Below are 12,741 nucleotides of genomic sequence, written 5' to 3'. Positions count from 1 at the left end.
CGCCCATCCACAACAAGTCTCCCCTTTATAATATAGTATACGGGCTTCTCACCTTTGCGCAGCTGACTGTAAGCTCCGGAAACGCTTTTGCCAGTCTTTCCTTCATATCTTCCATAAAAATATATTCCGTACCGTAATGACCTGCGTCAATGATTGCAAGCCCCTGGGCTACGGTGTCAATTCCGGTATGGTGGTCAATATCACCTGTCACATATACATCCGCCCCGGCTGCAAGCACATCCTGGATCATGCTTTTACCAGAGCCGGTACATACGGCAGCCGTTTTCACAGTCTGTTCCAGATTTCCGTACACTTTCACATCTGAAAGCTTCAGGTTCTTTTTTACAAGAAGGGCGTACTCCTTTAAAGTCATCTCACAAGGCAGATTTCCCACACGTCCAAAGCCAATGGGCTCCCCGTCTTTTTCCCCGGTAGCACAAAGTACCTTCGTATCTGACAGTTCCAGATATCCAGCACTTAAATCTGCCATTCCCAGAATATCATAGTTGGTGTGCATTGCATAATAAGATATTCCATGGCGCACCAGACTGATAATCTTCCGTCCTGTAAAGCTATGATTGTTAATCTTCTTAATACCGGAAAAGATCATAGGATGATGGGTAACGATCATGTCAGCGCCAGCCTGGATAGCCTCGTCTAACACCGCTTCGATAAGATCAAGGGCAAGAAAGACATGTTTTACCTCACTCTCGTCATCTCCTGTAAGAAGTCCCACATTATCCCAGTCCTCTGCAACTGCTGCCGGAAAATTTCCTCCCAGCCATTCTGTCAGTTCTTTAACCTTCATATTCTGCCAGCGCAGCAGCGATCAGCTGCGCCTCCTCCTTTACTTCCAAAATGCGGGCAGTAACTGCCTCTGCCTTCGGTGCCGTTTCCAATTGGTCCAGAATCTGGGAGCGGATCCGGGATTCCCGCTGAAGATAATGGTAAAGCACCTGGTTCTTTTCCTGAAGAAGATATTTGCCAAAGGCTTCCTCCAAGGTGTAAGCAGCTGGATTTTCCGGCATTTCTGCCCATTCATCAGCATGTAGGTTCTCAGAAGAAGCTTTCACAGACGTATTTTTTTGGAAAGAATCCACGTTAAGTTTCAAACTGCTGTGAACATTTTCCCCAGGCACCACCCGCATCATGGGATAAAATTTCCCATCCTCTTCCACCATTTTCTCTTCTGTGATCTCCCAGCCTTCAGACTGGATAAATCTGCGAAAATGGGGAATGTCGGACTGTGGCTGTAAAATCAGCTCAGAGAAAGAATTTCTCACAGACCTGCCATCTGTGAGAATCCTTTCCATAAGGGGACCGCCCATACCTGCGATCACAAGGGTGTCACCCTCTCCGGCTTTCAAGCCTTCAAGGCCGTCTGAGAGCCGGGTCTGTATGTATTCCTCCAGTCCATACTGCCGGATATGTTCCTGTGCCCTGGAAAGGGGTCCTTTTCGCACATCCATTGCAATGGCGGATGGAATTTTTTTCTGCTGTATCAGGTATACCGGCAGATATCCATGATCGCATCCCACATCTACCAGCCGGTTTCCTTCTGTCACCAGGTCTGCGATTGCAGACAGTCGTAAGGATAACTGCATAGTCCACTCCTTAATCCAGATAATCCTTCAGCTTGCGGCTGCGGCTTGGATGACGGAGCTTACGAAGAGCCTTTGCCTCAATCTGACGGATACGCTCTCTGGTAACGTTAAACTCCTTACCAACTTCCTCAAGCGTTCTTGCACGTCCATCATCAAGTCCGAAACGAAGACGGAGAACCTTCTGTTCTCTCTCAGTAAGAGTTCCAAGAACCTCTACCAGCTGCTCCTTCAAAAGAGTAAATGCTGCAGCATCAGCCGGAACCGGAACATTGTCATCCTGGATGAAATCTCCAAGATGGCTGTCCTCCTCTTCACCAATAGGGGTCTCCAGAGAAACCGGCTCCTGGGAAATCTTCAGGATCTCACGTACACGGTCAACCGGCATGTCCATCTCTTCCGCGATTTCCTCCGGAGTAGGTTCACGTCCAAGCTCCTGGAGTAACTGTCTGGAAACGCGGATCAGCTTGTTGATCGTCTCAACCATATGAACCGGAATACGAATGGTACGCGCCTGGTCTGCAATGGCTCTTGTGATAGCCTGACGGATCCACCAGGTAGCATAGGTACTGAACTTGTAACCCTTTCGGTAATCAAATTTTTCGACAGCCTTGATAAGACCAAGGTTACCTTCCTGAATCAGATCCAGAAAAAGCATTCCACGTCCTACATAACGCTTTGCAATGCTGACAACAAGACGAAGGTTGGCTTCTGCCAGACGCTTCTTGGCATTTTCGTCGCCCTGTTCCATTTTCTTTGCAAGCTCGATTTCTTCTTCTGCTGAAAGAAGCGGAACTTTACCAATTTCTTTCAGATACATACGAACCGGATCCTCAATGCTCACACCTTCCGGAACAGAAAGATCGATCTTGTCCAGCTCTACTTCTTCCTCATCGTCCAGACCATCAATATCCATGTCATCGTCCAGCATAAGGTCATCTGCACTGTTCTCTGTGATACGCAGCACATCTACCCCACTTGCCTCAAGGAAATCGAAGATCTTGTCCATCTGTTCCGCATCCAGTGGCTGGTCTTTGAAATAATCACTAATTTCCTGATATTCCAGTACGTTTTTCTTCTTTTTTGCAAGCTCCAGAAGTCCCACCAGTTTCTCACTGAATTTGCCCATATTCATTTCCATAGGTACTCTAACCTCCATATAGTGTTAATATTTTATCCTTATTCAAAAGAAATATGCAATTGCTGCCTTTTTCTTCCAAGCTCCTCCAGATCCTTCTTGGCCTTTACAAGCTCCTGTAAAGCCCCCATATCTGCAGGATCCCAGTTTTTATTTTTCTCCGCCAGACTCTCCTGTTTAATGCGGATCAAAGCATCGGAAAATGCTCTCTGCTGTTCCTCCTTTGTCTCAAGGTGGATCGTGGCATTAAAGAGAGAGGCCACCTCTTTCTGCTCTTCACTGTCTGTAAAAGCATTCAGAAGTCTGGCCGGATTCACATCTCCCTCTTCGTGCTGCTTCCAGAGCATTTCTGCCACCTCTTTATAAAGAGGAACTACAAAATCTGAAGGGGAAAGATATTTCTCCACAGTATCAAAAATTGCCGGATAGGTAACCAGCCAGGTAAGCATCAGCTTCTGGGATTTATCTGCCGCGCTCTCCTTTTTTCTCATTGGAGAGCCGCCGGATTTTGGCTGGATACGCTTCTCTGCAGGCGTACCCTTCAGAGCAAGGGTGTTTACACGCTTCCGAAGGTCTTCCACACTGATTCCATATCTGCGGTATTCTTTTACAATTGCTTCAATATACAGATTCCGCTCCAGTTCATCAGAAAGTTCCAGAAGATACTGGGCACACCGCTCAAAAAACCGGTTCTGTCCCTGTGGCTCATCCATAGGAAAATCACCGGAAGCAATACTTACCCGGAACATAAAGCTGTCCGTAGCTGCCTCCAGCCTTTTCTCAAAGGCCTCTGCACCTTCTGCTTTGATAAATTCATCAGGGTCCTTGTGAGGCCGTAAATTCACCACTCTGGAATTCACGCCGGCTTCCCGTAGAATGGGAATGGCTCGCAAGGCGGCTTTTACACCAGCTTCATCACTATCGTAAAGAAGAAGCACTTCCTGTGTATACCTCTTCACCAAACTGGCATGTCCGGATGTAAGCGCCGTTCCCAGAGAAGCCACTGCATTGGTAAATCCCGCCTGGTGCATGGAGATTACATCCATGTAGCCCTCGCACAGGATCAGGTAATTTTTCCTGGTGGTTCTGGCTATATTCAATCCGTACAGATTACGGCTCTTGTCAAAAATACGGGTCTCTGGCGAATTCAGGTACTTGGGCTTGCCGTCTCCCATCACTCGCCCGCCAAATCCAATCACCCTGTTATTGACATCCATGATTGGAAAAATAACACGATTCCAGAATTTGTCATACATGCCCTGGCGTTCATCCACATTGAAAAGGCCGGATTCCCGAAGAAGTTCATCACTGTAATTCTGGGATTTCAGATATTTATACAGGTCATCACTGTACTTGTCTGAATACCCCAGACCGAATTTCCTGATCGTCTCTTCGCTGAGACCTCTGCCTGTAAGATAATCGTGGGCATTTTTTCCACCTTCACGGCGCAGCTGGTAATAAAAATACTGAGCCGCTTTCTTATTGATTTCAAGCAAGGTTGCGCGCTTCTCCGCTTTTGCCCTTGCCTCCTTGGAATATTCGATCTTGGGAAGTTCCACGCCGGCACGCTCTGCCAGATGGGAAAGTGCTTCTCCAAATGAATAATTCTCATATTGCATTACAAAATTGTATACATTTCCTCCAGCTCCGCAGCCGAAGCAGTAATACATCTGCTTGGACGGCGTTACGGAAAAGGAAGGGGTCTTCTCATTATGAAAAGGACACAGACCAAAATAGGAGCTTCCTCTTCTGGTCAGTCTTACATACTGGGATATCACGTCTACAATATCATTTTTCATTCGCACTTCTTCAATGATATCGTCGGAATAGCGCATGCTTATCCTCCTTTGATTTGATATGCCGCATATCCAAGAAAATGCGACATCTTTCGCGTAAATAAATATTATATCTCATTGCAAGAGTTTTGTCCACGTTCTAATAAACCTCCCAGGCTCTTGGTATGAAAATCTCCTTGAATTTCTTCATGGAATACTGATCCGTCATTCCTGACAGCCAGTCACATACCGCCCGGTCTTTGGGAACTCCCTTTTTCTCAATAAGAGCAACGTACTCCCTGGACATTGCTTCCGGGTGATCTATGTAATAGGCGTATAATTCTGTCAGCATTTTGATTGCCTTGGATTCCTCACGCTTCGCAATGGGATTCAGATATACTTTCTGGAACATCTCTGATCGAAGATCCATGAGTGCCTGCTCTACAGGAGCAGACATCTGAATGGAAGGCTGGTCAATGCTGTGCTCAATCACATCATGTACAAAGGTATTCAGCCTTTCTCTTGTGGTCTGTCCAAGAAACTCCCTGAGACTGGCAGAAATATCATTCTCTGTAATGATCCCAGCTCTCTGGGCATCGTCCATATCATGATGAACATAGGCAATCTTATCAGAAAAGCGGACTACCTGTCCCTCCAAAGTGGACGGATGACCGCTGGTACGGTGATTCAGGATTCCGTCTCTTGTCTCCCAGGTAAGATTCAGTCCGTCTCCATTCTTCTCCAGTACTTCCACCACGCGGACGCTCTGACGGTAGTGGGCAAAGCCCTCAGGATGAACGGTATTAAGTGCGGTCTCTCCTGAATGTCCGAAAGGCGTGTGACCAAGGTCATGTCCCAGTGCAATTGCTTCCACAAGATCCTCATTCAGGCGAAGTGCCTTGGCTATAGTACGTGCGATCTGGGATACCTCCAGAGTGTGCGTCAGCCGATTCCTGTAATGATCTCCTTCCGGAGCCAGAAAAACCTGAGTCTTATCTTTCATCCTGCGAAAAGCCTTGCTGTGCAGGATCCTGTCCCGGTCTCTCTGGTAAACCGTCCGGACGTCACACTCTTCTTCCTCCCGGTCTCTTCCTCTGGAACGTCCACTGTATGCGGCATAAGGACTCAGCAGTTCCAGTTCTCTTTCTTCCATGCTTTCTCTGATATTCATATATCTTCTATCCTCCAAAGACTGACAGGTACGCCGATAATCTTCCTCCTATTAATTATATTCTACACAAAATTTCAAATTCCTCTTTTTTTCAAAAAAAACTTGAAAATTTTTAATTTTTTTTTTAAAATGTGTTGACAATCATATACCCCTTTGTTATACTAATATCCGTCGCAGCGAGAAAGAAATCTTTCTCCGAGAAACGCGATATGCGGAAGTGTCGGAACTGGCAGACGAGCAAGACTAAGGATCTTGTGAGCATTGCGCTCGTGTGGGTTCAAGTCCCATCTTCCGCATGACTATTTAATAGTCACAATTTCATATTTTATCGCGCAGAGGTTTTTCCTCTATGAATGCGATATGCGGAAGTGTCGGAACTGGCAGACGAGCAAGACTAAGGATCTTGTAAGCATTGCGCTTGTGTGGGTTCAAGTCCCATCTTCCGCATGTACTACGTAAGTAGTTACAATTTAATATCTGATCGCGTAGAGATTTTTATCTCTGTGAAATGCGATATGCGGAAGTGTCGGAACTGGCAGACGAGCAAGACTAAGGATCTTGTAAGCATTGCGCTTGTGTGGGTTCAAGTCCCATCTTCCGCATTTTTTATTGCTTAAGAAACATTAAAGACCTGCAAACCATCCGTTTTGCAGGCCTTTTTATTACCGGTGTACTTTTATCATTCTATTTCGGAAGTTCTGTCACTGTCTCCAGCTTAAATCCTTCCCACATATCAGCAGAAATATTCCATTCTCTTAAATCTGTAACGATCTTATGATAGAACGCCTGTCCCCCACGCACAATATCATAGGTGCGGGCATCGCCTCTTGCCTCAAGGTGACGGCCAAAGCTACAGTTGGTTACATCCTCCGGACCATAGTCGTCCACATCTCCGCCCGGCCAGAAAATATAAAGCCTTGGGATATCATCAATCTGGCGAATATCAATTCCTGCAAGTTTCAGAAATTTCTTTCCAACAGACTCATGCGCCGTAAATACATGAGAATATCGCCATACAGTCCTTGTAAAATCAGATACACGGAACTGGCCCAGCCAATCCTCATCCATCATTCCGTCTGCAGTTTCTCTTGAGACGATCACAACAACAGGGAATAAACGTCCTGAATCTTTCAACGCTGCAATAAGATTCCCAAACATATCCTCTCGCAAAATACGTCTTCTGTTAGAACATTCGATTCCATTTACAATTCCGATATTGTCAACAATCGTCTTATAATATCCAGGATAACTGAAGAAAGTTACTCCCGGGTCCTGGATGGTGTGTTCTCTCTCCGGCTGTGCATATCCATTGCAAACCTTCAGAATCACTTCATCCTGACGCGACACTTCAAGTCCGGCTTCTGAATACCAGATTCTGCCGCCCACTTCCATATCCATATGTCTTACATGCATATTCAGCCGATGATTGTCCGGATCATAATTCACAGCTACATGATAAGCCAGAATGTCAGCATGATAAGTACTGGTCTTCTGTGGCATTTCCTTAAACAGACCGCCATATTTTCCCACGATCCAGCCATATATCGCATCTGCTGCCTGCTGGAAAATCTCTGCAGCAGATGCCGGTTTCTCTTCCTTCAGACGGCTTCCATCCACCTGTGTGCACATCTGGAACACGTTGTGGCGGATAAGAGGCTTCATCTCATAATGCCAGGATTCTCCGAGGCTCTCCTCGCGACCATCATTATAAACATCACGTTCCTTAAAAATAGCTGTCAGACGACTGTCGTGGAACTGACTGTCGTTTAACAGGGCAATGATCGTATTTACATTGATCGGTACCTTGCGGCTGCGGTGAAGCAGCTGGTCTACCAGTGTCTGCTTGCTGGTCTTATAAATACGCTTGGCCAGGTTCTCCACCTGCTGGTCACAATCCTCATCCAGAAGCTTCGCCACCTCAGGATAAAGCTGTCCCTCTCCCAGTTTCAGGCGGAAATGGCTCTTGATCATATCACTCCATCTGCCTGATTTATAAAGGGAATGTCCCAGATCCTCAAACAGGGTAACCATGGATTTATCACAAAGCTCCAAAGTTGCCAGAATACTGTTAAAGTATCTGGAAAAGCCCTTGTAATTCTTCCACAGTTCCTCTCCTTTATAGCGCATATCGTGCTCGATCTCATGCCAGCCCTCGAAAAACATGGTCTTAATCTGAATCTCGAAGGTATCATCAATATACATATCCCAGGTCTCTGTTGAAATTTCTGATCGCAAATATTCCGGAAGACGGCACACGCCGTTTAATTTCGTAGGTTTGAACTCCTCCTCGCTTCTTTCCGAAGTGGACCAGCCAATCACATCAAAGGTATTTTCCACAATATTCTGGCAGATTTCTACATCATCATCAAAATACAGGTTAATACGGACACCTACCAGGTCCTGCAGTTTCTTATTCTCCGCGCCATAATCTTTCAGAGCAAATTTATGAGCCATAGAAGAAGCTGTCTTGATTCTGGAAAAGCATCTGTAATACAGACCGCATTGTTCCAGGCGATCACTGATAATGCGCTTCAGATCCTGCTCCACGATAGCCGGAACCTTTACCTTCGCAGCCAGTTCCTCCTTTGTATAAATTACTCTTTTCTGTTCACTCACTAATTTTACACCACCAATTTATTTATAACTGCCGGAGCCCTCACGGATTACGGTCCGAAAACTACACAGTTATTATATTTTATATTCCGTACGTTCTACTAAGCATACACTTTAGAGCCTGTTTGAAAAATCATTCCCGCAATCTGCACGCCCCACTTTGCGGGAGATTTTGCCCGAATTCGGTTGCCGTAGCCCGCTACGGCGCCCTCATTCGGGCAAAATCTCCCACAAATTGTGACGCACATCTTGCAGAAAGCCTTTTTCAAACACGCTCTAGTATACCAGAATTTCCCCAAATAAAAAAGGGATATTCCGAAATATAATGGAAAATTTCGGTTAAATATATATAATCAAAAGCACTTCTTACAAGCTTCATATCCTTGAGCCTCAGCCTGTGAGACTGGCTCCTGATATGCCTTATCCGGATTCATATTTCCACAGTCAGGAATACTGTGATATTTACTTCCTGTAGCAGATATCCATACCATTTCCTCCTGACTGTCATCTGCTGCAGCAATCTGTTCTGACTTTTCTGATGCTGCAGCTGCATCAGTTCCGCTATTATCTTCAGCTGTAAATCCATTCTCCCCTTCACTTTGCCCAGCTGTTTCTCCATCACCTGAAGTATAATCATTGCAAGGATCTGCACTCCAGGTAATAGCACTTCCATCCGAAGAAGCTACAATGGTTCCCTGTTCATCAGAGCGATATACCTGAATTCCCATATCTGACAGTTTTTCCATGGTATCCGCATGCGGATGACCATACATATTTCCTGCGCCGCAGCTGATCACTGCAAATTCCGGAACTGCAGCCTGAAGAAAATCCCAGCTTGTGGATGTAGCAGATCCATGATGGCCCACACTTAACACGTCGCAGCTCAGATCAAGCCCGGAATTCACCATATCTGCCTCACAGTTAAAATCTGCATCCCCGGTAAAAACGAAACTGTTTTCTCCATTCGTCAGCTTAATTGCCACTGAATTAGCATTACTCTCTTTGCTGATTTCCTTTGGAGAAAGAATTGTAAATTCTCCCGAGCCAAATGTATACTCCGCCCCCACTGCCGGATGCTGTACTTCAAGCCCATGTGCTGCCACTGCATCCATAAAAGAGCCATAAAGGGAAGAATCATGGATATAATCTGCTCCAATCACATTGTCCACCTGAAATGCATTCAGACAGCCAATCAGTCCGCTCACATGATCCTCATCGTAATGGGATGAAATCAGATAATCAATTTCTGACACATTCTGCTCCTGCAAATAGGACACCACATAGCTGGACGCGCTTCTTGGACCACCATCATACAGCAGATTCTGTCCCTCTGACTGCACCAGAATGGATAATCCCTGTCCCACATCCAGGAAATGCACAGTCATGCTGCCGCCAGATGCCAGAACCTTTTCCCCGCTTCCAGGGAATACGAATCCTGCCATAAGCAGAATAAGCGTTAAAAGATAGCCTGCAATTTGTTTTCTTAAGTGTTTCATTTTATTCCTTCTTTCGTTTTTTTCACCGTAGGCACCGCTGTCCTGCTGCCTCTTTACTATTATAATATATTCTCATCCCCACAAACATCCCTGAATTATGTTTTCACAATTGCATTTTTAGCATATAATACCTGGAAGAGCATTTTATGAGGTCGTCCATGTATTACAGAAAAACCTTATGTGCACAGCAGGAAAATGTAGACCAGGGTACCTTACAGATAACGGTCCATTCAAAAACAGACAACCGCCCTGTGGAAAATGCACTGGTCCGTATTTCTTATACAGGTGATCCAAACAGTGTCATTGAAGAAGTCCGCACGGATTCTTCCGGCAACACCCCTGTCCTTCAATTAAAAACGCCTCCTCTGGAATACAGCCTGAATGCTTCCGAGGAGGCGCAGCCTTATGCAGAATATTCCATGCAGATCAAAGCCGAGGATTTTCACCAGGAGGAAATCGCAGGCACAGAAGTCTTGCCTGCGGTTCTGGCCAAACAGCCTGTCCTTCTGAATCCCAGGCAAGACACTGTTTCGGAAAACAGAATTGTCATTCCTCCCCATACACTTTTCTATGAATATCCACCAAAAATACAGGAATCTGAAATTAAACCAGTACACGAAACTGGCGAAATTGTTCTAAGCAAGGTCGTAATTCCGGAATACATTGTAGTGCACGATGGGCCTGTAGGTGATAACTCCGCCTCTAATTATTATGTCCGCTACCGCGACTATATCAAAAATGTAGCAAGCAGCGAAATCTATGCCACCTGGCCTGACGACACTATCCGCGCCAACATCCTGGCAATTATGTCCTTTACCCTAAACCGGGTATACACGGAGTGGTACCGCAATAAAGGGAAAGACTACACCATCACCTCCTCCACCGCCTACGACCACAAATGGATCCGCGGACGAAACATCTTTGACTCCATCGACCGCATTGTAGACGAACTTTTCGAGAATTATCTATCCCGTCCTAACGTCCGTCAGCCAATTCTTACCCAGTACTGCGACGGAGAGCGGGTGCAGTGCCGGGACAGAGGATGGATGACACAGTGGGGAAGCAAGCGACTTGGGGATCAGGGATATTCTGCCATTGAAATCCTGCGGTATTTCTACGGAAACGATATGTATATCAATGTGGCAGAAGAAATCTCCGGAATTCCTTCCTCCTGGCCAGGATATGACCTGGATATCGGTGCTTCCGGCAGCAAAGTACTCCAGCTTCAGGAACAGCTAAATGCCATCAGCCAGGCCTACCCTGCTCTTCCAAAAGTAAATCCGGACGGAATCTATGGTGCCCAGACTCAGGCCTCTGTCCGCAAATTCCAGAATATTTTCGGTCTCCCGGAAACCGGAATCGTAGATTATGCCACCTGGTACAAAATTCAGGAAATTTACGTAGGCGTCACCCGGATTGCAGAATTACAATAAACATAATATGGCGGGATTTTCTCTCCCGCCATAAAATTCTAATCTAAACCTTATAATCTAAACGGACATGCCGTTTGTCAGCAACATCACCATATAGGAACCGGCTAACCATCAGCCTTCTGCCAATTCCCGCATCAATTCATGCACTGAAGTAATTTTGTCAATCCTTCCAACATTTGCCCCACAGAACATCAATCCATTCTCTACATCTCCCTCCACCGCATCGATCAATGCCTTGGTAATGCAGTACGGAACCTGTCCTGGATTACATTTTTCCAGGCAGTTATAGCACTTCTTTACTGGAATCCGTCCATTCTCTACCAGTTTCATAAAAGGATTACAAAGCGCCCTTCCAGGCATTCCTACAGGGCTCTGGATAATCTGCATATCCTCTTTCTTTGCATTTACATACGCCTGTTTATACCTTTCATCGGCATCGCATTCCTTGGTCGCCACAAACCGGCTTGCGATCTGCACACCATCTGCCCCAAGCGCCATAACATGATCAATATCTTTCCGGTCAAAAATTCCGCCAGCAACTACCACTGGAATTTCCCGGCCAAACTTTTCCTCATATTCCTTTTTACATGCAATAATATCCCGGATTTCCTGGTCGAAATCCATCTCATCCCTGTGAGCCAGCTGATCCCTGGAAAATCCCAGGTGCCCTCCTGCCTCCGGTCCTTCCACTACGATCAGGTCTGCAGTCCGGTTATATCGATGTGCCCACATTTTCAGAATCAGGTTTGCTGCCCTTTTTGAAGAAACAATAGGCGCAATCTTTGTTCTGCAAAATTCCGGTACCAACTCTGGTAGATTCATAGGAAGTCCTGCGCCACTGATGATTACATCTGCACCACATTCCACAGCTTCCTTTACATGCTCTTTATAATGTTTCAGCGCTACCATAATATTAACACCGACCAGCCCTTTTCCCTTGGCAATCTCCCTTGCCTTCCATATATGCTTTCTTATTGCCTTCAGATTGCACCCCGCCTGGTCTTTCTCAAAGCCAGCCTCATCATATCCGATCTGAGCTGTGGAAATAACTCCCACTCCTCCTTCTGCTGCCACTGCGCCAGCCAGGGAGCTACGGCTCACTCCCACGCCCATTCCCCCTTGAATAATAGGAAGTTCTGCCACCTTATCTCCAATTTTCAAACATCTCAAACTGCTTTTGTATTCTCTATCCAAAACAATATCCTCCATGCTTTAATTTAGTTTGATTTTAAAACTATTTTAGTATAAAGCATTATTGTTTTTATGTCAAGTTTTACTTTTATTCGACACTTTATTATGTAGTTTTTATTACTACATATTCGGAAGTTTTCCCTATAAAAAGGAATCCCCTTGCAGGATTTGCCGCCTGCAGCAGACCATCCCCCTCATCTGCATTTCCGTTATTTCCTCTCACTGCCTGGAAAAGCTTTTTTTGGGGGTAATAGGAATTTGCTGCAGAATCGTCTGCTGCATCAAAAAAGGCTATGCATATCCGTTTGATACACATAGCCTTC

General features: G+C 45.7%; 11 protein-coding genes, 3 tRNA genes and 1 pseudogene. 5 read left to right on the top strand and 10 right to left on the bottom strand.

The features are described from left to right. Window positions 1-25: 25 nt before the first annotated feature. From ABHC48_RS11380 to ABHC48_RS11360, 5 genes are all read right to left on the bottom strand, one after another. Window positions 26-808, bottom strand: coding sequence for a Nif3-like dinuclear metal center hexameric protein (locus tag ABHC48_RS11380; protein WP_226855713.1), 783 nt, complete (start codon window positions 806-808; stop codon window positions 26-28). Further along, a complete protein-coding gene (locus tag ABHC48_RS11375) occupies window positions 798-1,604 on the bottom strand; it encodes a class I SAM-dependent methyltransferase (RefSeq protein ID WP_226855714.1) in 807 nt (268 codons plus the stop codon). The genes ABHC48_RS11380 and ABHC48_RS11375 overlap by 11 nt, the downstream gene beginning before the upstream one ends. Before the next feature lie 10 nt (window positions 1,605-1,614). Then, window positions 1,615-2,742, bottom strand: coding sequence for an RNA polymerase sigma factor RpoD (gene rpoD, locus ABHC48_RS11370; RefSeq protein ID WP_118578714.1), 1,128 nt, complete (start codon window positions 2,740-2,742; stop codon window positions 1,615-1,617). A 38-nt stretch (window positions 2,743-2,780) separates the two neighbouring features. Continuing rightward, window positions 2,781-4,574: a DNA primase gene (gene dnaG / locus ABHC48_RS11365; protein ID WP_195992357.1), complete on the bottom strand. Its 1,794-nt coding sequence runs from the start codon at window positions 4,572-4,574 to the stop codon at window positions 2,781-2,783. Window positions 4,575-4,674: 100 nt separating this feature from the next. Next, window positions 4,675-5,685, bottom strand: coding sequence for a deoxyguanosinetriphosphate triphosphohydrolase (locus ABHC48_RS11360; RefSeq protein WP_148462392.1), 1,011 nt, complete (start codon window positions 5,683-5,685; stop codon window positions 4,675-4,677). Between the two features lie 211 nt (window positions 5,686-5,896). Between ABHC48_RS11360 and ABHC48_RS11355 the strand changes: the two genes are divergently transcribed. From ABHC48_RS11355 to ABHC48_RS11345, 3 genes are all read left to right on the top strand, one after another. Next, window positions 5,897-5,981: transfer RNA gene (locus ABHC48_RS11355), tRNA-Leu, on the top strand. 66 nt (window positions 5,982-6,047) lie between these two features. Beyond that, window positions 6,048-6,132: transfer RNA gene (locus ABHC48_RS11350), tRNA-Leu, on the top strand. 70 nt (window positions 6,133-6,202) lie between these two features. Continuing rightward, window positions 6,203-6,287: transfer RNA gene (locus tag ABHC48_RS11345), tRNA-Leu, on the top strand. Between the two features lie 82 nt (window positions 6,288-6,369). Here the strand turns inward: ABHC48_RS11345 and ABHC48_RS11340 are convergent. Beyond that, window positions 6,370-8,301 carry a hypothetical protein gene (locus tag ABHC48_RS11340; RefSeq protein ID WP_173772588.1) on the bottom strand — a complete coding sequence of 644 codons (1,932 nt, stop codon included), beginning with the start codon at window positions 8,299-8,301 and terminating at the stop codon, window positions 6,370-6,372. A 98-nt stretch (window positions 8,302-8,399) separates the two neighbouring features. Further along, on the bottom strand, window positions 8,400-8,546 hold the full coding sequence (locus tag ABHC48_RS11335) for a DUF6783 domain-containing protein (protein ID WP_334292318.1): 147 nt from the start codon (window positions 8,544-8,546) through the stop codon (window positions 8,400-8,402). On the opposite strand from ABHC48_RS11335, the pseudogene ABHC48_RS11330 reads away from it, so the two are divergent. Continuing rightward, window positions 8,484-8,624: pseudogene (locus tag ABHC48_RS11330) on the top strand (DUF6783 domain-containing protein); the annotation flags it as partial. The gene ABHC48_RS11335 and the pseudogene ABHC48_RS11330 sit on opposite strands and share 63 nt — an antisense overlap. Before the next feature lie 27 nt (window positions 8,625-8,651). On the opposite strand, the gene ABHC48_RS11325 reads toward ABHC48_RS11330, so the two are convergent. After that, a complete protein-coding gene (locus tag ABHC48_RS11325; RefSeq protein WP_347505530.1) occupies window positions 8,652-9,794 on the bottom strand; it encodes a ComEC/Rec2 family competence protein in 1,143 nt (380 codons plus the stop codon). Between the two features lie 158 nt (window positions 9,795-9,952). Here ABHC48_RS11325 and ABHC48_RS11320 point away from each other — a divergent pair, with 158 nt between their 5' ends. After that, window positions 9,953-11,227: a peptidoglycan-binding protein gene (locus ABHC48_RS11320; RefSeq protein ID WP_347505528.1), complete on the top strand. Its 1,275-nt coding sequence runs from the start codon at window positions 9,953-9,955 to the stop codon at window positions 11,225-11,227. A 111-nt stretch (window positions 11,228-11,338) separates the two neighbouring features. Here the strand turns inward: ABHC48_RS11320 and ABHC48_RS11315 are convergent, their stop codons facing one another. Then, complete coding sequence (locus ABHC48_RS11315) at window positions 11,339-12,421, bottom strand: nitronate monooxygenase family protein (protein WP_330663623.1); 1,083 nt, start codon at window positions 12,419-12,421, stop codon at window positions 11,339-11,341. 100 nt (window positions 12,422-12,521) lie between these two features. Next, window positions 12,522-12,734 carry a hypothetical protein gene (locus ABHC48_RS11310; RefSeq protein WP_227201010.1) on the bottom strand — a complete coding sequence of 71 codons (213 nt, stop codon included), beginning with the start codon at window positions 12,732-12,734 and terminating at the stop codon, window positions 12,522-12,524. Window positions 12,735-12,741 lie beyond the last annotated feature (7 nt).

Source organism: Ruminococcus sp. 1001136sp1, assembly GCF_039841815.1.
GTDB classification, from domain to species: domain Bacteria; phylum Bacillota; class Clostridia; order Lachnospirales; family Lachnospiraceae; genus Blautia_A; species Blautia_A faecis.
This window is presented reverse-complemented; position numbering and strand designations above follow the sequence as displayed.